This window comes from Solwaraspora sp. WMMA2101, from assembly GCF_049179175.1.
Classification (GTDB): Bacteria; Actinomycetota; Actinomycetes; order Mycobacteriales; family Micromonosporaceae; genus Micromonospora_E.
In genome coordinates, this window is record NZ_JBMHMA010000006.1 from 3,117,566 (window position 1) to 3,138,641 (window position 21,076).

17 protein-coding genes are annotated in these 21,076 nt (G+C 73.0%); 9 read left to right on the plus strand and 8 right to left on the minus strand.

The window, feature by feature from the left end; translation table 11 throughout:
* The first annotated feature begins 122 nt into the window (after positions 1–122).
* The 3 genes from ACN28F_RS14925 to ACN28F_RS14935 are packed head-to-tail and all read left to right on the plus strand — an operon-like array spanning position 123 to position 4,063.
* Positions 123–1,802 carry a right-handed parallel beta-helix repeat-containing protein gene (locus ACN28F_RS14925; protein WP_289208570.1) on the plus strand — a complete coding sequence of 560 codons (1,680 nt, stop codon included), beginning with the start codon at positions 123–125 and terminating at the stop codon, positions 1,800–1,802.
* 3 nt (positions 1,803–1,805) lie between these two features.
* Positions 1,806–3,377 carry a type VII secretion protein EccE gene (eccE, locus tag ACN28F_RS14930; protein WP_289208571.1) on the plus strand — a complete coding sequence of 524 codons (1,572 nt, stop codon included), beginning with the start codon at positions 1,806–1,808 and terminating at the stop codon, positions 3,375–3,377.
* Positions 3,374–4,063: a hypothetical protein gene (locus ACN28F_RS14935; RefSeq protein ID WP_289208572.1), complete on the plus strand. Its 690-nt coding sequence runs from the start codon at positions 3,374–3,376 to the stop codon at positions 4,061–4,063. The genes eccE and ACN28F_RS14935 overlap by 4 nt, the downstream gene beginning before the upstream one ends.
* Positions 4,064–4,117: 54 nt before the next feature.
* Here the strand turns inward: ACN28F_RS14935 and ACN28F_RS14940 are convergent, their stop codons facing one another.
* Genes ACN28F_RS14940 through ACN28F_RS14950 form a run of 3 tightly spaced genes read right to left on the minus strand, consistent with a single transcriptional unit; the run spans position 4,118 to position 6,893 of the window.
* Positions 4,118–5,653: an FtsX-like permease family protein gene (locus ACN28F_RS14940; RefSeq protein ID WP_353850491.1), complete on the minus strand. Its 1,536-nt coding sequence runs from the start codon at positions 5,651–5,653 to the stop codon at positions 4,118–4,120.
* Entirely contained in the window at positions 5,650–6,360 is a 711-nt protein-coding gene (locus ACN28F_RS14945; protein ID WP_289208573.1) for an ABC transporter ATP-binding protein, read from the minus strand. The genes ACN28F_RS14940 and ACN28F_RS14945 overlap by 4 nt, the downstream gene beginning before the upstream one ends.
* Positions 6,357–6,893: a PadR family transcriptional regulator gene (locus tag ACN28F_RS14950; protein ID WP_289208574.1), complete on the minus strand. Its 537-nt coding sequence runs from the start codon at positions 6,891–6,893 to the stop codon at positions 6,357–6,359. Before ACN28F_RS14950 ends, ACN28F_RS14945 begins: the two co-directional genes overlap by 4 nt.
* Positions 6,894–7,002: 109 nt before the next feature.
* On the opposite strand from ACN28F_RS14950, the gene ACN28F_RS14955 reads away from it, so the two are divergent.
* From ACN28F_RS14955 to ACN28F_RS14965, 3 genes are read left to right on the plus strand one after another with little or no spacing between them, the layout of a single operon-like run.
* Positions 7,003–7,527 (plus strand): PadR family transcriptional regulator, encoded by a 525-nt coding sequence (locus ACN28F_RS14955; protein ID WP_289208575.1) that lies wholly within the window; start codon positions 7,003–7,005, stop codon positions 7,525–7,527.
* Positions 7,524–8,204: an ABC transporter ATP-binding protein gene (locus ACN28F_RS14960; protein WP_289208576.1), complete on the plus strand. Its 681-nt coding sequence runs from the start codon at positions 7,524–7,526 to the stop codon at positions 8,202–8,204. The genes ACN28F_RS14955 and ACN28F_RS14960 overlap by 4 nt, the downstream gene beginning before the upstream one ends.
* A complete protein-coding gene (locus ACN28F_RS14965; RefSeq protein ID WP_421358279.1) occupies positions 8,201–10,564 on the plus strand; it encodes an FtsX-like permease family protein in 2,364 nt (787 codons plus the stop codon). Before ACN28F_RS14960 ends, ACN28F_RS14965 begins: the two co-directional genes overlap by 4 nt.
* A gap of 33 nt (positions 10,565–10,597) precedes the next feature.
* On the opposite strand, the gene ACN28F_RS14970 is transcribed toward ACN28F_RS14965, so the two are convergent.
* The gene (locus ACN28F_RS14970; RefSeq protein ID WP_421358280.1) at positions 10,598–11,884 is read right to left on the minus strand and encodes an erythromycin esterase family protein; all 1,287 of its coding nucleotides are present in this window, start codon (positions 11,882–11,884) and stop codon (positions 10,598–10,600) included.
* Between the two features lie 138 nt (positions 11,885–12,022).
* On the opposite strand from ACN28F_RS14970, the gene ACN28F_RS14975 reads away from it, so the two are divergent.
* Entirely contained in the window at positions 12,023–13,039 is a 1,017-nt protein-coding gene (locus ACN28F_RS14975) for a hypothetical protein (RefSeq protein WP_421358281.1), read from the plus strand.
* Between the two features lie 22 nt (positions 13,040–13,061).
* On the opposite strand, the gene ACN28F_RS14980 is transcribed toward ACN28F_RS14975, so the two are convergent.
* Positions 13,062–13,796, minus strand: a complete 735-nt coding sequence (locus ACN28F_RS14980) for a CPBP family intramembrane glutamic endopeptidase (RefSeq protein WP_289210760.1) — start codon at positions 13,794–13,796, stop codon at positions 13,062–13,064.
* 211 nt (positions 13,797–14,007) lie between these two features.
* On the opposite strand from ACN28F_RS14980, the gene ACN28F_RS14985 reads away from it, so the two are divergent.
* Positions 14,008–15,123, plus strand: a complete 1,116-nt coding sequence (locus tag ACN28F_RS14985) for a globin domain-containing protein (protein WP_421358283.1) — start codon at positions 14,008–14,010, stop codon at positions 15,121–15,123.
* Positions 15,124–15,170: 47 nt separating this feature from the next.
* Here the strand turns inward: ACN28F_RS14985 and ACN28F_RS14990 are convergent, their stop codons facing one another.
* Positions 15,171–16,715 carry a peptide deformylase gene (locus ACN28F_RS14990; RefSeq protein ID WP_421358284.1) on the minus strand — a complete coding sequence of 515 codons (1,545 nt, stop codon included), beginning with the start codon at positions 16,713–16,715 and terminating at the stop codon, positions 15,171–15,173.
* A gap of 435 nt (positions 16,716–17,150) precedes the next feature.
* Between ACN28F_RS14990 and ACN28F_RS14995 the strand changes: the two genes are divergently transcribed.
* Positions 17,151–17,942 (plus strand): hypothetical protein, encoded by a 792-nt coding sequence (locus tag ACN28F_RS14995; protein ID WP_289208581.1) that lies wholly within the window; start codon positions 17,151–17,153, stop codon positions 17,940–17,942.
* Positions 17,943–18,113: 171 nt separating this feature from the next.
* Here ACN28F_RS14995 and ACN28F_RS15000 read toward each other — a convergent pair whose 3' ends face one another.
* Together ACN28F_RS15000 and ACN28F_RS15005 are read right to left on the minus strand one after the other, a co-directional pair.
* On the minus strand, positions 18,114–18,659 hold the full coding sequence (locus ACN28F_RS15000) for a YbhB/YbcL family Raf kinase inhibitor-like protein (protein WP_421358285.1): 546 nt from the start codon (positions 18,657–18,659) through the stop codon (positions 18,114–18,116).
* A 157-nt stretch (positions 18,660–18,816) separates the two neighbouring features.
* Positions 18,817–21,057 (minus strand): MMPL family transporter, encoded by a 2,241-nt coding sequence (locus ACN28F_RS15005; protein WP_421358287.1) that lies wholly within the window; start codon positions 21,055–21,057, stop codon positions 18,817–18,819.
* Positions 21,058–21,076: the final 19 nt, after the last annotated feature.

Sequence of the window (21,076 nt, forward strand, 5' to 3'; positions counted from 1 at the left end):
CCCGGTGGACCGGCGTCACGGTAGAGGGTAGACAACCGGTGCCGTGTGCACCGGACACCCGGGTTGGGACGGCTGAGATATCGTCGGGATCCCCTGTCCCGCCATGCATGAAGCCCGGAGCGATGACGCGCACCCTGACTGTCTGTCCGGACCGGCCCGGCGCATATCCGTCGATCGGCGACGCTCTCGCGGCGGCGACCGACGACACGGTGGTGTCGGTCGCCCCGGGCACCTACTACGAGGCGCTGTTCGTCAACGACCGCCGGATCACCGTGGTCGCCGCGCAGGGCCCCGGCACGGTCACGGTCGACGCGTCCAGCGGTACGTACCCGACGGTGTCCGCCAACGGCGGTGTGCTGGAGTTGCGGGACCTGGTGCTGCGGGCCGGTGACGCGCCTGCGGTGGCGGTGGACCGGGCCGAGTTGACGATGTCGGGGTGCCGGCTGCACGCCGGGTTCGGCGCGGGTGTGACGATCGGTGGCCGCTCCCGTTTCGCCCTCACCCGCTGCACGGTCGCCGGGGCCCGGCACGGCCTGGTCGTCGAGGACGCCGACGGCACCGTGGACGGTTGCGAGTTCACCGACCTCGCCGAGGACGGGGTGATCGTCCGCATCGGTGCGGCCCCGACAATCCGGGCGTCCACCATCAGTGGCTGCGGCAACCGTGGCGTGTACGTCTACCAGCACGGCCGGCCCACGTTGGAGACCTGCGAGATCTCCGGTACCGGCGGTGCCGGGGTGGCGGTCGCCCACCAGAGCGCGCCGACGATGCGCCGCTGCCGGATCCGCGACACCGGTGGTCCGGCGGTGTCGTTCGGGCGGGGCTGCGGCGGCAGCGTCGAGGAGTGCAGCACCGAGAACACCGCGACCCCGGCGTACGAGGTGGCCGACGGCGCGGATCCGACGATCGTCACCGGTACGGCGAGCCGCCGGGCCGTGTTCGGGGCGGCCGCCGCGCAGCACACCGGTGGGCAGGACACGGCCCGCGCCGACGAGTTGCTGGCCGAGTTGGACGCGATGGTCGGGCTGGAGTCGGTCAAGGACGAGGTCCGGTCCCTGATCGACGAGATCCAGGTCAACGAGTGGCGGCGCGGGGCCGGGTTGCCGGTCAGTGCGGTCAGCCACCATCTGATCTTCGCCGGTGCGCCGGGGACCGGTAAGACGACGGTCGCCCGGATCTACGGCGAGTTGCTGGCCGCGTTGGCGGTGCTGCCGGGCGGCCCGTTCAGGGAGGTGTCGCGGCGGGACCTGGTCGGGCAGTACCTCGGGCACACCGCCGAGAAGACCGCCGCCGTGTTCGAGCAGGCCCGGGGCGGGGTGCTGTTCATCGACGAGGCGTACACGCTGTCCCGGTCGTTCGGCAGCGGCGGCGACTTCGGCCAGGAGGCGATCGACACCTTGGTGAAGCTGATGGAGGACCATCGGGACGAGATCGCGGTGATCGCCGCCGGCTACACCGTCGAGATGGTCCAGTTCCTCGACGCCAACCCCGGTCTGGCGTCCCGGTTCGCCAAGACCATCGAGTTCGGCAACTATTCGCCGCAGCAGCTGGTGGTGATCGTCGAGCGGATGGCGGCCACCGACGAGTACCTGCTGGCCGACACGGTGCCGCAGGTGCTGCTTGCGCATTTCTCGGCGGTACGCCGGGACGAGAACTTCGGCAACGCCCGCGAGGCCCGCAAGCTTTTCGAGGGGGTACGCAAGGCGCAGGCGCAACGGTTGCGGCAGTCCGGTCAGCGGCCGAGCCTGGACGATCTGCGTACGGTGACCGAGGCCGACGTACGGGCGGCGACCGGCAGATGAGCGATGACCGCTGAGCCGCCGCCCGGACCGGACCCGTACCGGGGTGCCGTGTCCGGGCAGCCGTGGGTGCCGCAGCAGCGCCCGGCTGCCACGCACGCTGATCCGGAGTCGGCGGCGGCACCGACGTCGGCACCCCGGTCGGCACCGCCGCCCCGGCTCGGCGGGGCCGGCCAGCGCACCGCCGCCGCCGGTCACGTCGGCACCGCCGCTGGCCAGGTCGGCGCCGCCGGTCAGGTGGCCGGTTCCGGGCAGGGTGCGGCGGCCGGCGCCGCGCGGGCCGGTGTCGCTCCACCGGCACCGCAGGCGGCGGCCGTGGGTCGGACCCGGGCCGCCGGGGCTGCGCGGGTGCCGGTGTTCGGCGAGGCCGCAGCCGGGGCCTCGGCTGCCGCCGCGCCGGTCGGCCGCATCCGGCCACGTCGGATCCGGCCCGGTACGGGGCCGTTCGCGTTGGGGCAGCTCGTCTACTGGCAGTTGGCGCTGACCGCGCTGCTCGCCGCGTACCAGCGGGGGCCGATGACGGCGCTGCTGGCCGCGGCGGTCCTGGTGCCGCTGGTGGCACCGACGGTCGTGCGGGTGCGGGGCCGCTGGCTGTACCAGTGGCTGGCGGTGTGGCTGCGGTTCCGGTTGCGGTCCCGGCGGCTGCCCGCCGGGGGTGGCAACCGGGCGCTGGACCTGCTGCGCTTCGTGGCCGACCCGGCGACGGTCGGCGCGGTCGAGGTGGCCGGGCGGACGGCCGCGACGATCAGCCACAGTGGTGGGTTGTGCGGCGTACTCGAGCTGGACCCGGCCGACGGTTCGCTCTTCGTCGGGTCGGCGCTGAGCCTGCCGTCGCCGGCGACGCTGCTGCCGGCGGCCGATCCGGCGGCTCCGCCGGTGGCGGTGCAGCTGCTGGTCCAGGTGGCGGCCGCGCCGCGCGCCGGCCGGGGTCTGGTGGAGCGTTCGTACCGGGAGTTGACCGGCGGTGACGTGCCGGCGCACCGGCGGGCCTGGCTGGTGGTCCAGGTGATGCGGACCCCGGACAGTTACACCGACACGGTGCTGACGCCGGTGCTGGTGTCGGCCCTGCGGCGGGTGCAGCGCCAGCTGAAGCAGGAGCGGATGCCGGCCCGGCTGTTGGGGCGCGACGACCTACTGACCGCGATCGGCTACCTCGCCGCGCTGCCGGGTCGGTTGGACGCCGGCAACGTGTACGGCACCGCCAGTGACCGGGTGACCGCGCAGGAGACCTGGCACGCGTGGTGGAGTGGCCAGGTGCCGCAGGTCTGCCGCCGGCTGCTGCGCTGGCCGGAGCTGCCGTGGCAGCTCGACGACGTACTGCGGCAGTTGCCGATGGTCGACACGGTGGTGTCGGTGGCGGTGACCCGGGAGCCGCCGCATCCGACGCAGGTCGGCGACCAGGAGGTAATCGTGTCGGCGGCGGTCCGGCTGACGGCTACCGACCCCGCGACGCTGGCCGCCGGCGACCATGCGCTGACCGAGGCGGTACGCGAGCGCGGTGGCCTGACTGAACGGATCGACGGCGAGCACGCCCAGGGTCTGGCCGCCACGTTGCCACTCGGGGGTTTCCTGCCGTGACCGGTCCCTTGTCGATGGATCCACCGGCCGGGCTGCACACCGCCGGGCCGGAGGCGTTGGGTGACGTGCGGCTGCGGGCCGGCGGGGACGGCCTGGTCGTCGGGCGTAACCGGCAGGGCGAGGCGGTGTCGGTACGGCTGTTCCGTCCCGAACCGACCCGGCTGCTGCTGGTCGGCGGTCTGCGGTGCGCGCAGTTGCTGGCGTTGCGGGCGTTGGCGCTCGGCGCGCACCTGTTCGTGGCGTCGGCCCGGGAGCCGGACTGGCACGGGTTCGCGCACCAGTGCGGGCTGGGGCGGGAGTCGGTGTCGTTCCTGCCGCCGGGTACCCGGCCGCCGGATCCGCCGTCGCCGGCGCATCCGCAGTTGCTGGTGGTCGACGTCGGCCCGTCGGTGGGCGCGCTGCCGGACGTCGGTGCCCCCTGGCGGGCGACCCTGGTGGTCCGCAGCGATCTGGGCAGTTGGGATCTGGATCCGTTGGTCCGCAGCGACCTGGTGGTGTTCCAGCGGTTGACCGAGGCCGAGGCGGGGCTTGCCGCGTCGACGTTGGGGTTCACCGGGGCGCAGAGCTGGTTGTCGCGGATCCACCCGGAGATGGTCGGGCTGGTCGGCCAGGGCCGGCTGCAGTGGGTGATGCTGCATCCGACGTCGATGGAGGCAGCCCTGCTCGGCCCGGTAGGCCGGCCCTGACAACGCCGACCACGGGCCGGACGCGCCGGCCCTGACCCGCTGGTTACGGCCCGGTCAGCTGGCGCGTAGTTCGGTCACGTCGGTGGCGCCGCGCAGGAACAGCAGCCCGATGCCGACCGTGGCCAGGGCGGCCAGCACCGCCCCGGCCCCGAGCAGGGCCAGGTCGTCCAGCGGCACCGGCACCGCGAGGGTGACCCCGGGGTGTTCGATGATGCGGCCGTGCAGCTCCCGGTCCTCAGCGGTCCGGCAGGCGTCCGCCGGTTCGCAGTATCCGGTCGACTGGGATCCAGAGGAGACCTCGGTGCCGAGTGCCCGGACCAGCATGGTCCCAGCGGCCAGCGCCACCAGGGTCGCCGGCAGCAGCGGGGTGAGGGTCTGCACCAGGATGGAGCGGGCGAGGACGCCACGCGGCACCCCGGTGGCGACCAGTGCGGCGTTGGCGCGGCGGCGTTCGACGACGCTCTCGGCGACCGCGACCGCCAGACCGGCGGCGGCGATCGTCAGGCCGAGCAGGACCGCGATGTTCACCAGGGTGACCGCGTTGAAGTAGAAGCTGTCGTCGCTCGGGTAGTAGGGCTGCCCGCTCTGCTCGGCGAGCAGCCGGCCGACCTGTTCCCGGCTGTCGAACTCGGCCGCCATGTAGGCGCGGTAGCCGGCGGTGCCGGCACCGAACAGGACGCAGACCAGCAACGCGGCGAAGGTCCGGGCACCGTGCCACGGGTCGGCGGTCAGCCGTCGGGCGGCGAGCAGGGTCGCGGGGCGGCGGGCCACCCGGTGCAGCAGCTGCCCGCTGACGTAGGAGATCCAGCCGGTGCCGGTGGCGACGCCGATCGCGACGGCGAGCGCGCCGACGAAGCCGACCAGGAGTACGATCCACAGTGGTTCACCTCGGCCGACGGTCCAGTCGAGCAGCGGCCGGAACACGAAGGCGAGCGCCAGTCCGCCGAGGATCAGGACGCCGGGCCACCAGCCGGGTCGGCCGACCCGGCCGCTGCGCCGTACGCCGAACGGTGTGACGACGACGCCGCGCAGCATCGCGGCGGCGACCCCGGTGGCCAGCAGCGGGATGCCTGCCACGATGAGCAGCAGGGCCCAGGCCGGGGGCAGGACGTCGGTGGGCAGCGGCAGGAGTCCGAGCTCGTCGGGGCGGTGCAGTAGCCGCCGGCCGACCAGGTAGCCGGCGAGTCCGATGCCGGTGCCGAGCGTAGCGGCCAGCCCGGTTTCGGTGGCGGCCAGCGCCCGGACCTGGTTGGGGGTGCCGCCGGCCAGCCGGATCGCGGCGAGCCGGCGGCTGCGGGCCGGCGCGCCGAGCCGGGCGCACTGTCCGGCGAGGGCGAGCACCGGGATCGCCAGCAGGAACAGGGTGATGGCGACGCCGGGCCGCAGGCCGGCTTCGGCGAGCAGCGCCGGGCCGTACTGCGGGGACCGGTTGGAGCGGTCGTCGAAGACCGTGGGTACGGCGATGACCGTCGCCGCGGCCAGGAAGGTGAGGGTGGCCAGGGACGCGGCGGTGGCGGTGAGGACGATCCGTACGGTGTCGGTGCGGGTGCCGGCGAGGCCGAGCCGCAGCAGGGCGGTCGGGCGGATCACGACCCGGCCGCCTGGGTGACGACCTGGCCGAGCCCGGCCGGGTCCACCTCGCCGTCACGCAGCAGGATCTCCCGGTCGGCGTACCCGGCGACGCGGGGTTCGTGGGTGACCAGTACGACGGCGGTCCGCTGTTCGCGGGCGATCCGGACCAGCTGGCCGAGGACCTGTTCGCCGGCGAGGCTGTCCAGCGCGCCGGTGGGTTCGTCGGCGAAGAGCACCCGCGGTTCGGTGATCATCGCGCGGGCCATGGCGCAGCGTTGCTGCTCGCCGCCAGACATCTCGCCGGGTACGGTGTCGGCCCGGTCGGCGACGCCGAGCCGGTCCAGCCAGGTGAGCGCCGCTGTCCGTGCTGCTCGCCGCCCCGTGCCGGCGAGTAGCAGGGGCAGGGCGACGTTCTCCGCAGCGGTCAGCTCCGGGACGAGCTGGCCGAACTGGAACAGCACCCCGAACTCGGTACGCCGCAGCACGGCGCGGGCCGATTCGGAGAGCAGGTCGATGCGCTGGTCGCGGTAGTGGACCTCGCCGGCGTCCGGGCGCAGGATGCCGGCGAGGCAGTGCAGCAGGGTGGACTTGCCGCAGCCGCTCGGTCCGGTGACGGCGACGATCTCGCCTTCGGCGACGTCGAGGGTGACGCCGCGCAGCGCCGGGGTGGCGCCGTACGAGCGGACCACTCCCCGGCCGGCGAGCACCGTTTCGCTGGTTGTCACTGGTGCACCTCCCGGTGCAGGTCGGCGACGCGCCCGACGGTGGCGTCGAGCCAGCGCAGGTCGGCGTCGAGATGGTTGATGGCGTAGTCGGCGGCGACGATCTCGCCGAGGGTGGCGTCGGGGGTGGTCTTGGTGCGGGTGAGTTCGCGGATCCGGGCGGCGTGTGCGGCGCGTTGGGCGGCCAGGTAGCGCCGGGCGCGCTGCGGGTCGTCGATCAGCAGGGCGACGACGACCTTGGCGAGCAGGGCGCTGGTGACGTACGGGGCGGGTGCCTCGATGGCGTCGAGCCAGGTGTCGAGGGCGGCCCGGCCGGTGTCGGTGAGGGCGTACGAGGTGCGGTCGGGTCCGGCGGCGCGGTCGCGCTGCGCCTCCTCGACGAGGCCGTCGCGCTGCATCCGGCCGAGGGTGGCGTAGACCTGGCCGAACGCGATGGGTTTGGCGCGGGGCAGCCGCTGGTCGTGGTCGCGTTTGAGCTCGTAGCCGTGCCGGGGGCCACGGGACAGCAGCCCGAGGAGAACGTGGACGGTGGACACCTGGCCAACTATTCACTGAGCGAATAGCCGCTGTCAACCGATTCGCTGGCCGGGTCGGCCCGCCGGCCTATATACACCGGGTGTATACACCTGGGGTACAGTGACGGCCATGTCCCTCGGTCAGACCTTCCTCGGGCTGCTGGAGTCCGCCCCCCGGCACGGCTACGACCTGAAACGCGCCTACGACGAACGGTTCGCCCGCGGCAAGCCGCTGCACTTCGGGCAGGTCTACTCGACCCTGTCCCGGCTGCTGCGCGACGGCCTCGTCGAGGTCGACGGCGTGGTCCCCGGCGACGGCCCGGAACGCAAGCGGTACGCGATCACCGACGCCGGTGTCTCCGACGTCGCCCAGTGGCTGCGCCAACCCGAGAAGCCCGACGTCTACCTGCAGAACACCCTCTACACCAAGGTCGTGCTGGCGCTGCTCACCGGCCGGCCCGCCGCCGACCTGCTGGACGTGCAGCGCGCCGAGCACCTGCGGCTGATGCGCGAGCTGACCCGCCGCAAGACCGGCGGCGACCTCGCCGACCAGCTCATCTGCGACCACGCCCTGTTCCACCTGGAAGCCGACCTGCGGTGGCTGGAGCTGACCGCCGCCCGGCTCGACCAACTCGCCAAGGAGCTGCACCGGTGACGACACCCCTGCTGTACGCCGAGGAGCTGCACAAGTCGTTCGGGGCGACGCCGGCACTGGCCGGGGCGTCGATCCGGATCGTCGCCGGCGAGGTGGTCGCGATCATGGGACCGTCCGGATCCGGCAAGTCCACCCTGCTGCACTGCCTGGCCGGGATCAGCCGACCCGACTCGGGGTGGGTCGGCTACCGCGACCAGGACGTGACCGCCATGTCCGACGTACGGCGCAGCGCGCTGCGCCGTACCGACTTCGGGTTCATCTTCCAGTTCGGGCAGCTGGTGCCGGAGCTGACCGCCGTCGAGAACGTCGCGCTGCCGTTGCGGCTCAACCGGGTCGGCCGCCGCGACGCGCAGCGGCGGGCCACCGACTGGCTGGACCGGCTGGAGGTCGGCGACGTCGCCGACAAGCGGCCCGGCGAGATGTCCGGCGGGCAGGGCCAACGGGTGGCGATCGCCCGTGCCCTGGTCGGCGAGCCGTCGGTGGTCTTCGCCGACGAGCCGACCGGGGCCCTCGACTCGCTCAACGGCGAGCGGGTGATGCAGCTGCTGACCGCCGCCGCCCGCGACGCCACCACGGCCGTGGTGCTGGTGACCCACGAGCCACGGGTCGCCGCGTACGCCGACCGGGAGGTCGTGGTCCGCGACGGCCGCACCCGCGACCTGGCGCTGGCCCGATGACCGGGCCGCGCAGCACCCGGCTGCGTTACACCAGACAGCGTGGCGGTGGGCTCGGCCGGCTCGGTTACGACGTCGCCTTCGGGGCCCGGCTGGCGTTCAGCGGCGGCCGGGACGGCTGGACCCGGGCGATCTTCACCGCCGTCGGCGTCGGCATCGGGGTGGCGATGCTGCTGCTCGCCGCCTCGGTGCCGGGTGCCCTCGCGGCCCGCGAGGAGCGCGGCGCGGCCCGAGCCGGAGGGTACATTCAGGACAGCACCGGTGACGCGCTGCTGTTCGCCTACTCCGACACGATCTTCCGGAACCAGGGGGTCTGGGGCCGCACCATTGCGGCCGAAGGGCCGCAGGCACCGGTGCCGCCCGGGGTGGCGGCGCTGCCCGGACCCGGCGAAGCGGTCGTGTCACCGGCGCTGGCCGAGCTGCTGGCCGGCCCGGACGGCGCGCTGCTGGCACCCAGGATCGGCGAGCGGATCGTCGGCCAGATCGGCCCGGAGGGTCTGACCGGACCCGCCGAACTGGCCTTCTACCGGGGCAGTACCGACCTGGACCCGGAGCTGAGCAACCGGGTCACCGCGTTCGGCGGTGGGGGCCCGAACGAAGTGCTCGGCCCGGTCCTCACTCTGCTCGTCGTGATCATCTTCGTGGTGCTGTTGCTGCCGATCGTCGTCTTCCTCGGCGCGGCGGTCCGATTCGGCGGCGCCGCCCGGGACCGCCGGTTGGCGGCACTGCGGCTGGCCGGCGCCGACCACCGGATGATCGGCCGGTTCGCCGCAGGCGAGGCGCTCACCGGTGCGTTGCTCGGGCTGATTGTCGGCGCCGCACTGTTCCTGATCGGCCGGCAGATCACCCCGCTGGTGCAGGTCTCGGACCTCAGCGTCTTCGCCGCCGACGTACGCCCGCCCGCCGTACTGGTGGCGCTGGCCGTGGTCGCCGCACCGCTGGCCGCCGTCGCGGTCGGCCTGATCGCGCTGCGCGGCGTCGTCGCCGAACCCCTCGGGGTGGTACGCCGGGCCACGCCCCGCCGCCGCCGGCCCGGGTGGCGCCTGGCGGTGCCATTGGCCGGGCTGGCCCTGCTCTATCCGCTGCTGCGCGGCGGGATCTCCAGTTTCGACGCGCTGGCCCAGTACCAGGTCGCCGCCGGGGCGGTACTGATGCTGATCGGCGTGGTGACGCTACTGCCGTGGCTGATCGAGACGACCGTACGCCGGATGCGCGGTGGGCCGGTCGCCTGGCAGCTGGCGGTCCGCCGGCTCCAGGTCGACGGTGCCGGCAACGCCCGGCTGGTCTCCGGGGTCGCGGTCGCGGTGGCCGGCACGATAGCGCTGCAGGGCCTGTTCATCGGCATCGAGGACGACTTCACCCGGAGCACCGGCGCGGATCCGACCCGGGCCAGTCATTCCCTGTACGTCGGATCGCCTACCGGCGGACAGGCGGACAGGCTGCTGGCCCGGGTCGCCGAGGTGCCCGGAGTCGAGTCGGTCCGTGGATTCCGTACCACCGGTGTCACCGCCGGGTCGGGCGACGTCCAGGTGTGGGATCAGCTGACCGTCGCCGACTGCGCGGTACTGGCCGACCTGATCGCCGTGACCGACTGCGCCGACGGTGACGTCTTCCTCGTCACGCCGCCCGATGCCGCCGTCCGCGCCGGGACCGCACCGCCGGCGCCGGTGGCGGCTACCACCCGGCCGGGCGACCGGCTGCAGGTCGGCGAGGATCAGTACGGGTGGACGCTCCCGCCTACTGTGCGCACCGCCGAGCCACGCGTCGACCCGTGGGGCGGCCAGTTACGAGGGATCTTCGCCACCACGGGAGCGATCGACCCCACCGTGCCCGGACCGATGACGATCCAGGCGTACCTGACCATCGACCCGACCGTGCCGGACGCGGTCGAACGGGTCCGCAACCTCGCGGCCACGGCCGGGGTGAATGGGCAGGTCTCCGCCCTGTCGACGAACGAACAGGCCCGGCAGTACGTCAACATCCGGCGCGGGCTGACCGTCGGCATCGTCGTCACCCTGCTGCTGATCGGCGCCAGCCTGCTGGTCAGCACGCTGGAGCAGTTGCGGGAGCGACGCCGGTTGCTGGCGATGCTGGCCGCCTTCGGCACCCCACGGCGGGTGCTCGGCTGGGCGGTCCTCTGGCAGCAGCTGGTGCCGGTGCTGATCGGCACGGCCCTGGCGGTCGTCGCCGGGCTCGGTCTCGGCGCGGTACTGCTCGGCATGGTCGGGCGCAGCCTGGCGTTCTCCTGGTGGAGTGTGGCCGGCGCGAGTGCGCTCGGTGCCGGGGCGGCGATCGGAGTCACCGTCGCCAGCCTGCCGGTGCTGTGGCGGCTGATGCGCGCCGACGGGCTGCGCACCGAGTAGGGCGCACGCTCCCCCGGCCCGACCGGGTGCGACTCAGACCCCGGACGGGAAGGTCTCGGGTTCCCGCAGGTCGACGTGGGGGGTACGCAGCGGCCGTACCCCCCGGCTGCGGTCGAACCAGCAGAACGCGTCGTAGCGGTCGCCGAGGACGGTCGGCACGTAGTTGCCGTGCCGTTCCCGGTGCGGCCGGTAGACGACCCCGATCGCCCGGTGGTCCCGCTCGTCGGTGAGCAGGTCCGGTCCGCCGTCGGCCGGGAAGACGAACAACGCCTCGGCCGGGGCGACGGCGGACAGTTCCGCTTCGAGCGACCCCGGCCGGGCCGGCGGTACGGGCATCAGCCGCATCGGCGCACCCCACGAGTCCCCGGCCACCACCGTGCCCTGGTAGGTGCCGAAGCCGACCAGCACGACCTGCTCCCGGCCGTACCGCTCGCGGGCCAACTGTCCGATGTTGACCTCGCCGAGGTCGGCCATGTCGGTGGCGCGGGCGTCCCCGACGTGGGTGTTGTGCGCCCAGACCACGGCCTTCGAGGTCGGGCCGTAGTGGTCGAGCAGCCGGTCGAGGGTGTCGTCCATGTGCCGGTCCCGGACGTTCCAGGAGAGTCGGCCGCCGGCCAGCAGCGCCCGGTAGTAGCGTTCGGCACCGGCCACGACCTCGGCGTTCTGCCAGGCCCCGAAGCTGCCGGCACCGTCGGCGGCGGCTGCGGCCCGCAGCTGGACCAGCAGGTCGGTCACCTCCGCCTCGCAGCCGGCCGGGACCAGCCGCAGGGCCGAGGCGTAGTCCTGCGGGTCCTCGCCGTACGGTTCGAAGCAGCGGTACGCGGCCAGCGCCGCCGGCACCTGGTCGGGCCGGTGCTCGCGCAGGTGGACCAGGATCTCCCGCAGCGACTCCCACAGCGAGTAGACGTCGAGGCCGTGGAAGCCGACCCGGGCGGCCTCGCCGACCGAGTCGTTGTGCCGACGCAGCCACCGGCAGAAGTCGACCACCTCGTCGTTGGCCCACATCCAGGTCGGCCACCGTTCGAAGCTGATCAGTGCGTCGCGGGGGTCGCGCGGGGCGTCGAGGCGGCCCCGTACGCTGCGGTCGACCCGGTCGCAGTCGGGCCAGTCGCCTTCGACGGCGACGAACGAGAAGCCACGTTCGGTGACGAGCCGACGGGTGAGCGCGGCCCGCCAGGCGTAGAACTCGTGGGTGCCGTGGCTGGCCTCGCCGAGCATCACCACGCGGGCGTCACCGACCCGCTCGATCAGCGGATCGAGGTCGTCGGCGCTGGTCAGCGGAGTCGCCAACGCGGCGAGGTCAGCGGCAGGTCGGGCCACCGGGCCCGGGTACCCGGCGACCTGCCGGCGAAACGCGCGACCGGCGCGGGCCGGTTTGCCGGCGGGACGCGGGGCCGGCGCGGCCCGCTACCGCATGTGACGGGTGGTGCGGGCGGGTTCGGGATAGGCTGACTCAGCATGGAGGAGCCGTCGCCCCCCGCGCAGCCGGGCCGCCGCCGTAACCCGAAGGCCGCCACGCCCAGGGCCACCCCGTCGAAGGCTCCACCGGCCGCCATCGCGCCGGTGCTGTTCCAGCCGCCGACCCCGGACCCGGTGCCGCCGGCCGCCGCCGAGAAGCAGCAGCAACCCGCGGCGAAAAAGGCCGCGCCAGCGAAGAAAGCTGTGCCGGCGAAGTCGGCGCCAGCGAAGAAGGCGGCCAAGGCACCACCGGCGAAGGCGCCAGCGAAGGCACCAGCAAAGCGGGCCGCCCCGAGAAAGGCCGCCGCCGTACCGGCTCAGCCGTCGCCGCCGGCACCGCCCGCGCCGGCTCAGCCCGCGCCGGCTCAGCCGCCGACGCCGGTCGGCGTACCCGACGGGATCGGCTGGCAGGTGCTGGCGCGTCCGGCGTACGCCCCGGAATTGTTGGCCCTGGCGGCGGTCGACCGGATCGGGCCGGCGGCGCGCGACTGGGTGGCGCGGTTACGCAGCGACTACCCGGCAGCCAGCGACGACGCCCTGGCCCGGCTGGCGGCCCGCCGGTTCACCCGGTACGCCGGCGCCGGTGCGGTCGCGGCCGGTGCCGCCGGACTGCTCGGCCCGGCGATGGAGCTGGTCACGCTCGGCTGGGCCCAGGCCGCGCTGACCCTGCACGTGTCGGCCGCGTACCGGCACGACCCGACCGACCCGCAACGGGCGGCGGAGTTGCTGGCGTTGACCGGCGTACACCCGGATGTCGACGCGGCCCGCGCGGCGCTGGCGGCCGCGCAGCGACCGGCCGACGACGACGGTGACCCGGTGGCGCGGTGGTCCGGTGGCGCGCAGCGGCTCGCCGAGCTGGCCGGCGGCCTGTCCGGCGGCGGCTGGGCTCTGCTGCGGCTACCGGCCCGGCTGCTGCCCGGGGCGCGGGCGCTGGTCGCCTGCGCCGGCGACACGCTGGTGATGGCTCGGCTGGCCGCGCGGGCGACGGCGCACTACCGGCCGGCCGCGACCAGCTGACACGCGGTGACCCGCGGCAGGGTCACAGCCAGCTGAACCACTCCCGGGGCAGCAGCGCGTAGCCGACGAAGGCGAACACGTCCAGCAGGGTGTGCGCGATGATCAACGGCATCACCCGCCGGGTGCGCAGGAAGAACAACGACAGCACCACACCCATGATCACGTTGCCGACGAACGCCCCGAGGCCCTGGTACAGGTGGTAGGTGCCGCGCAGCAGGCAGCTGGTGGCGACGACCGCGCCGACGCGCCAGCCGAGCTGACGCAGTCGGGTCATCAGGTAGCCGACCACGATCACCTCCTCCAGGATGGCGTTCTGCGCGGCCGCCAGGATCAGCACCGGGACCGTCCACCACAGCTGCGGTAGCGCGGCCGGGACCAGGCTGGCGTTGAGGCCGAGCAGCGCGGCCACCCAGAACAGCGCGAGTCCGGGCAGCCCGATCGCGGCGGCCAGCGCCGCGCCCCAGCCGAGGTCGCGCCACGGCGACCGGGCGTCGAGGCCGAGCCGGGCCCGGGCGTCGGCGCGGTCGCGGTTGAGCAGGTGGACGGCGAGCACGACCGGGACCAGGGCGAAGAAGATCCCGAGCAGTTGGTACGTGAGGTCGAGCCAGGGGCGGGCCGACTGGGAGGCGTTCATGGTGGCGGTCTGCTGGCCCAGTGGCCGGTCTGCGGTGAGCCGGGCGGTGATGGTCACCAGCGCGTAGATGGCGGACTGGCCGAGCGAGACGCCCAGCACCAGCAGCACCTCGTGGCGGAGCATCCGGGGTGGCAGCGGGCTGGCCGGGTCGGCGTCGCGGCTGCTGGCCGGCGGTGGTGGCCCGGTGAGTTCGACCGTCACCGGACCACTGTGCCGCAGCCGGTACGGCTGAGCAAAGTCGCACATCGTGTCCGACGATTCACTACGAAGAGTGTTCACTCTGGGACTGAGCGGATACGCGGTCAGTGGCGGCACGGTGACGGGGAAGGGCCCGATGAGCGATCTCGCACAACTGCTGAAGGAGAGCTGGGTCCTCGTCGAAGAGGAGCGCGACCAGGTCGCCGGCTATTTCTACGCCCGACTGTTCCTCGACCAACCGAGCCTGCGCCAACTGTTCCCGGTGCACATGGACACTCAGCGCCGCTGCCTGGTGGAGGCGCTGGTCAGCGCGGTCGGCTCGATCGACGACCCGGAGCAGTTCGCCGAATACCTGCAGGGCCTCGGTCGGGCGCACCGCAAGTTCCATGTGCAACCTGCACAGTACGCGGTGTTCGGCCCCGCCCTGCTCGAAGCGCTGCGGACGGTGGCCGACGAACGGTGGACGATCGAGTACGACCAGGCCTGGAGCGAGGCGCTGCAACTCCTCACCACCAACCTGATCCTCGGTGCCGAGAGCGACACCGGCCCGGCCTTCTGGCACGCCGAGGTGCTCAGCCACGAACGCCGGGGCACCGACGTCGCCGTACTGACCTGCCGGCCGCTGCAGCATCCGCTGGTCCACCAGGCCGGGCAGTACGTCAGCGTGGAGGCGCCGCGCTACGCGCCCCGGCTGTGGCGCAGCTATTCGATCGCCAACGCGCCCCGGCCGGACAACGTACTGGAATTCCACGTCCGGGCCGCCGGCGCCGGCTGGGTCTCCAGCGCGCTGGTCCGCCGGGTCCGCCCCGGCGACCTGCTGCGGGTCGCCGCCCCGATGGGCACGATGCTGCTGGACCGCGACTCGCCCCGCGACATCGTCTGCCTGGCCGGTGGGGTGGGGCTGGCACCGATCAAGGCGCTGGTCGACGAGCTGACCCGGTTCAACCGCAGCCGGTGGGTGCACGTCTATCTCGGTGCCCGTACCCGTGACGACCTGTACGACCTGCCGGAGCTGCAGCGGCTCGCCGCCGCGTACCCGTGGCTGAACCTGGTGCCGTGCTGCACCGACGACCCGGGCTGGACCGGCGAGCACGGTACGGTGCCCGAGGTGCTGGCCCGCTACGGCCCCTGGCACGAGCACGACTTCTTCGTCGCCGGCCCGTCCGGCATGGTCCGGGCCAGCCTGCGGACCCTGGCCGAGCTGGAGGTGCCGGCAGCGCACATCCGCTACGACAGCTTCGGGGAGGTGTGAGCCCGGCGGCGGACCGCAGAAGCCGGCAGACCGGAAACCGGCCGGCGTCAGTAGGTCCAGGGGCGGCCGCTGTCGCGGTACTGCTCGACCGGAACCAGGGTCGAGCCGGGCGGCATCCGGTCCACGTACAGCCGCCCCTCCAGGTGGTCGATCTCGTGGGCGACCAGCCGGGCCATCGCCCGGTCGAACGAGGTGATCACCCGGCTGCCGTCGAACCGGGCGTGTTCGACGTCGAGGCGCAGCGGACGTGGGACCAGCCCTCGGACGTCGAAGAAGGACAGGCAGCCTTCGTACCGGTCGTCGGTGTCGGCGGCGACGTCGACGACCCGGGGGTTGAGCAGCACCAGCGGCTCGGCACCCGGTTCGGCGGACCGGACGACCGCAGCGGCCCAGGGCAGCCCGATCTGGGGTGCGGCCAGCCCGACGCCCTTGCTGAACGGGTGCAGCTCGTCGAGTCGCGCCAGCATCGCCCGCAGCCGGGCCACGGTGTCCAGGGCCACGGTCTCGTCGGCCGGCAGTTCGAACGGCTGCGCCGGCTGCCGCAGCATCTCGGCACCGCGCTGCACGATGCCGATGGCCCGCATCCGCTCACTGGCCCGGGTGTCGGGCCGCTCCGGCGGGCCGTCGGTGCCGTCGGGCGCGGGGCCGATCGGCGCACCGGAGCGGAACCGCCACTCCAGCCGGTAGCGGGCGTTGAGCAACGGGGCGTCGGTCGACCATTCCCACACGGTCCGGCCGTCGACCTGTTGGCGGCGCAGCGGGGTACGCAGCGGCGCGTCCTCGGCCGACAGCGACGTCTCGACGCCCCACACCTGCGGTTCGAACGCCGCCGGGAACTCCAGCCGTACGGTGAGTTGCCGGGTCGGTAGCCGGACGGCGCGCTGGAACCACTGCCCCCATTTCTCCTGCCCGACCCGGTAGGTGTACTCGATGGTGGTGCGCTGGCCCGGGTAGAGCGGGTACCGCCCGTGCGGGTTCTCGAACAGCAGCCAGACCTCTTTGAACGCGTCCCGGTCGTGCTTCTTGCGCCACTGCATCGGTTCGCGGTGTGCGGGTGGGCCGCAGTAGGCGTGCAGGTCCAGTTCGGCGAAGGTCAGCGGGTGGTCGCGGTGGTGGCGGTTGGAGCGGTCCGGGTCGTCGGGGTACCGGTCGACGGCGATCCGGGCGAGGTAGCGGGTCACCGGTTCTGTGCCGGCGTTGTAGAGCGCGCGGCGGATCGTGCAGTGGTAGTAGCCGTCCTGGTAGCTGAGGGTGGCGACCTCCTGTTCGACGATGAGTCCGGTGCCGGGCGGCATCCACTGCTCCGGTACGGGTGGGTCGCGCAGCGGGGTGGTGGTGGCCCGGCTGTGCCGCAGTTCGTCGTACTCCTGGTAGCGCTGCCAGATCGCGCCGCCGGCGCCGAGTACGGCTTCGGCGCGGCGGGCGAAGTCCTCGGTGGGGCGGTGCCGGCGGCCTTCGACGTGGCTGATGTAGGACGGGTCGAAGCCCATCCGGGCGGCCAGCTGCTTCTTGGTCATCGCCCGGTCGATGCGCCACTGGGCGAGTTCGGCCGCGAAGGTGTCCGCGGCGCGGTCGATGGGCGAGCTGGTCATCGCAAGGCGTCCCCTCAGGCCGGATCTTCAGTCTGCTTTCCGACTCGTACGCCCGGTCGACATTGGCGCGTTACCGACAGAATCCTTGACAACTCGGCTGCCGCCACGCTCAGCAATGCCAACAGAGCCGTACGTCATCCTATGGACGAGATGTCGCCAACGGGGTAACCCACAGTTGCATCGCGATGGATGCCGCCCGCCGACCACATCACACCGCAGCATGACAAACACTCTCCGTTACACGACGTTGTTTCTTCATGCGGCAGTTTCGCCAAACTCTGGTTAGGCTAGCCTTAGGAAGCTAGGGTGAGACGTCGGCAGCGAGCGGAAGGTCCGAGAGGTGACAGCGATGAGGCAGGGCAACGACCGCCCAGCTCAGCACGGGAGCATCCGCTCCCTCGCGGCCACCGGTTCCGCGAACGGCGGTCACTGGCAGTGACCGCCGTCATCGACCCCCGCGCCAGGGCCGCCGCCCCACTGGCCCCGATCAGCGCTACGTTGCGTGCAGCGTTCGGCACCGACGACCTGCCGGGGCTGCACGCCGGGCTGCTGGTCCACGACGCCACCGGCTGGTTCCCGGCCACCGACCTGATCGACGGCGACCAGCTGCCCCGGATGCTCGACTCGGCGGCCAGCCGCTGGCAGGCCAAACGGCACGCCGCCGCCGCCCTGGCTTGGAAGGCGTACAGCTACTGGGTGGCCCTGCCGGTCGCGCTCGGCTGGGCGTCGGCCCGACGGGTGCCGCTGATGCGGGCCGACGACGTACTGCTGCGGATGGACGACGCCGGCCCGCTGGTCGACGTGGGCCTGCGCCCCGGCATCCCGGTCGCGGTGCTGCCGCACGACCCGATCGCGGCCGCCGGCCTGCCCGAGGTGCTGGTGGTGGCCGACGAGGCCGAACTGCTGCGGGTGCTGCGGACGTCCCTGCTCGACCAGCACATGAGCCCGCTGCTCGACCGGATCCACTCCCGGGTCAAGCTCGGCCCGCGTACCCTGCTCGGCTCGCTATCCTCCGGCATCGCCTACGCGGTGCTGCAGGCGGCGGACGCCCTGCCGGGGTCGTCGGCCGCGACCATCGGCACGCTGCTCGACGCGCTCGACGTCGGCGACCTGATCGAGCTGGTGCCCGGGGCGGACGGCGCGCTGTCGGTGCAGCGCCGGACCTGCTGCCTGGCGTTCACCCTGCCGGACCCGAAGATCTGCCCCGGCTGCTGCATCCGCCCCTGACCACCCCAGGCACCACGGTCCCCCTCCCCGCTACATCCCCCCGCGACATCCCCCCGCGACATCCCCCCGCGACGATCTTGCAGTTATCGAGAAGACTTGCCCTATTTGTCCATCGATAAGTGCAAGATCGCCGCCGGCAGCAACTGCGACGTGTGCGACCGGGGGGGTGGGTCAGCCCAGGTTCTGGTAGGTCGCGGTCAGCGTCGCCCGGGCCAGGGTGTGGAACGTCAGGTTGAATCCGACGTACGCCGGGGTCGCCTCCGGTCCGAGGTCGAGCCGCTCCACGTCGAGGGCGTGTACGGCGAAGATGTAGCGGTGCGGCCGGTCCCCTGCTGGCGGCGCGGAACCGTCGTAGCGGGCGTTGCCGAAGTCGTTGCGCACGCTGAACGCCCCTGGGGCAGCCGTCTCGGGAGCGCCACCCGCGCCACGGGCCAGGTCCGTCACCGACGAAGGCACATTGACCAGCAGCCAGTGCCAGAATCCGCAGCCGGTCGGGGCGTCCGGGTCGTAACAGGTGACGACGAATCCCTTCGTCGCGGCCGGGAACCCCGACCAGGACAGCTGCGGGGACAGGTTCTCCCCGCCGGCGCCGGTGAAGATGTGCGCGTCGGGCAGCACGTCGCCGTCGAGGACGTCCGTGCTGGTCAGCGTGAACGAGTCGACCGGCGGAAGCAGGTCGTACGGGCTGGGCGCGATGGGTCGGTCTGCCAGGTTCATGCCTGGCATCCTGCCGCAACCGGCACCGTCGTGCAGTCGGCACACCGGCACCGTCAGGCAGTCGGCACACCGGCACCGTCACGCAGTCGGCACACCGGCACCGGCGCGCGGTCGGGTGCGCGCCGGTGCCGGCCGGTCAGTCTGGCGGACCTGTCGGTCAGGCCCGGTCGGTGCCGGTGGAGACGAGTTGCGCCTCCCGTTCGGCGGCGAGCCGGACCCGCAGCTGCTCGCCCTCGATGTCCACGTTCGGCAGGATCCGGGCCAGCGGGCGGGGCAGTCGCCAGGCGGCGTTGCCGAGCAACGACATCACCGCCGGCACGATCGTCATCCGTACGACGAACGCGTCGATCAGTACGCCGATCGCCAGCGCGAAGCCCATCGACTTGATCACCGGGTCGTCGAGCAGGATGAACCCGCCGAACACCGCCGTCATGATCAGCGCGGCGGCGGTGACCACCCGGGCCCCGTGGCCCATCCCGTTGATGGTGGCCTGGGTCGCGGTGTCGCCATGCACGAAGTCCTCCCGCATCCGGGAGACCAGGAACACCTCGTAGTCCATGGCGAGCCCGAACAGGATGCCGATCAGCAGGATCGGCAGGAAGCTGACCAGCGGCCCGGCGGTGTCCAGGCCGACCAGGCCGGACAGCCAACCCCACTGGAACACGGCGACCGTGATTCCGAACGCGGCACCGACGGTCAGCAGGAACCCGGCGGCGGCCTTCACCGGCACCAGGATCGACCGGAACACCAGCATCAGCAGCAGGATCGACAGGCCGACGACGAGCAGCAGGTAGACCGGCATCGCGTCGGAGAGCTTGTCGGACACGTCGATGCCGACGGCGGTCGCGCCGGTCAGGGCCACCTGGACCGCGCCGTCGTCGTCGGGCGACAATCCGAGTACGGCGATCTCCTCACGGATCCGCTCGACCAGCTCCTCGGTCTCGGCGTCGGTGGGGCCGGCCGTCGGGATGACCGCCAGGATCACGGTCTGCCCGTCCTGGCTGGGCTGCGGCGGGGTGACCGCCACGACGCCGTCCAGCCCCTGCACGGTGGTGGCGACCTGGCCGGCGGTGGCGGTGGTGGACTCGGCCGAGTCACCGGAGACCACCATCAGCAGTCGGCCGTTGAAGCCCGGCCCGAATCCTTCGGAGATCAGGTCGGAGGCGGTGCGTTCGGTGCTGCCGACCGGGGCGGTGCTGGCGTCCGGCAGCGCGATCCGCATGTCGGCGGCGGGGATGGCCAGCGCGCCGAGCCCGGCCACGCCGAGCAGGATCACCGGGATCCGCAGCTTGATGATCAGCCGCGCCCAGCGGAATCCGAAGGTCTCGGTGTTCTCGGCGTGCTCGGTGTTCTCGGTCTTTTCGGTGTTCCCGGTCGGCTGGGCGGCCCGGAACCGGCGGGGCAGGACCCGGCGGCCGGCGTAGCCGAGCAGCGCCGGCTGCAGGGTGATGGCGACCAGGACGGCGACGCTGACCGTACCGGCGGCGGCCAGACCCATCACGGTGAGGAACGGGATGCCGACGACGGCGAGGCCGGCGAGGGCGATGACGACGGTGGCCCCGGCGAACACGACCGCCGACCCGGCGGTGCCGACCGCCCGCGCCGCGGCCTCCTCCGGTTCCAGCCCGTCGAGCATGTTCTGCCGGTGCCGGGAGGTGATGAACAGCGAGTAGTCGATGCCGACGGCGAGGCCGAGCATCAGGGCCAGCACCGGGGCGGTGGAGGTGAGGCTGACGACGCCGCTCAGGGCGAAGAGTCCGGCCATCCCGGCGCCGACGCCGATCAGGGCGTTCAGCATGGTCATTCCGGCGGCGACCAGCGACCCGAAGGTGACGATCAGGACCACCAGGGCGATCGCCACACCGATCGCCTCCTGCGATCCGACGTGCGGCTCGGTGTTGAGCACCTCTCCACCGGTGGCGACCTGGTACCCGGCGTCGCGGGCCGGTTCACCGACGGCCTCGTACGCGTCCCGCTGCTCGGTGGTGACCTCGTCGACCGGGTCGGCGAACTGCACGTTGATCAGCGCGTACCGGCCGTCCGGGGAGACCGTGCCGGTCTGGAAGGGACTGAGTGCGCCGACCACGCCGGGCAGTTCGTTGGCCTCGGCCACGACGGACAGTACGGCCGCCTGGCCGTCCTCGGTGGTCAGCTGCTGGCCTTCGGGGGCGACGACGATGATCGTCCCGCCGGCGCCGCTGGCTTCCGGGAACTGCTCCTGCAGCTGGTCCAGCGCCGCCTGGGACTCGGTGCCGGGGATGCTGAAGTTGCTGGCGGTCGGTCCACGGAAGGCGAGCGCGGCCGCGCCGAGCGCCACCAGGGCGATCAGCCAGATGGCGACGACCAGGTGTCGTCTGCGGAAGGCGGTCCGGCCGAGCCGGTAGAGCAGGGTGGCCATGCGGCATCCTCTGAGGTGT

Bases quoted from the DNA above. Each gene is read 5' to 3' on its own strand.
- ACN28F_RS14925 (WP_289208570.1), top strand. From the start codon at position 123: ATGACGCGCACCCTGACTGTCTGTCCGGACCGGCCCGGCGCATATCCG.
- eccE (WP_289208571.1), top strand. From the start codon at position 1,806: ATGACCGCTGAGCCGCCGCCCGGACCGGACCCGTACCGGGGTGCCGTG.
- ACN28F_RS14955 (WP_289208575.1), top strand. From the start codon at position 7,003: ATGTCCCTCGGTCAGACCTTCCTCGGGCTGCTGGAGTCCGCCCCCCGG.
- ACN28F_RS14965 (WP_421358279.1), top strand. From the start codon at position 8,201: ATGACCGGGCCGCGCAGCACCCGGCTGCGTTACACCAGACAGCGTGGC.
- ACN28F_RS14975 (WP_421358281.1), top strand. From the start codon at position 12,023: ATGGAGGAGCCGTCGCCCCCCGCGCAGCCGGGCCGCCGCCGTAACCCG.
- ACN28F_RS14980 (WP_289210760.1), bottom strand. From the start codon at position 13,796: ATGCTCCGCCACGAGGTGCTGCTGGTGCTGGGCGTCTCGCTCGGCCAG.
- ACN28F_RS14985 (WP_421358283.1), top strand. From the start codon at position 14,008: ATGAGCGATCTCGCACAACTGCTGAAGGAGAGCTGGGTCCTCGTCGAA.
- ACN28F_RS14990 (WP_421358284.1), bottom strand. From the start codon at position 16,715: ATGACCAGCTCGCCCATCGACCGCGCCGCGGACACCTTCGCGGCCGAA.
- ACN28F_RS15000 (WP_421358285.1), bottom strand. From the start codon at position 18,659: ATGAACCTGGCAGACCGACCCATCGCGCCCAGCCCGTACGACCTGCTT.
- ACN28F_RS15005 (WP_421358287.1), bottom strand. From the start codon at position 21,057: ATGGCCACCCTGCTCTACCGGCTCGGCCGGACCGCCTTCCGCAGACGA.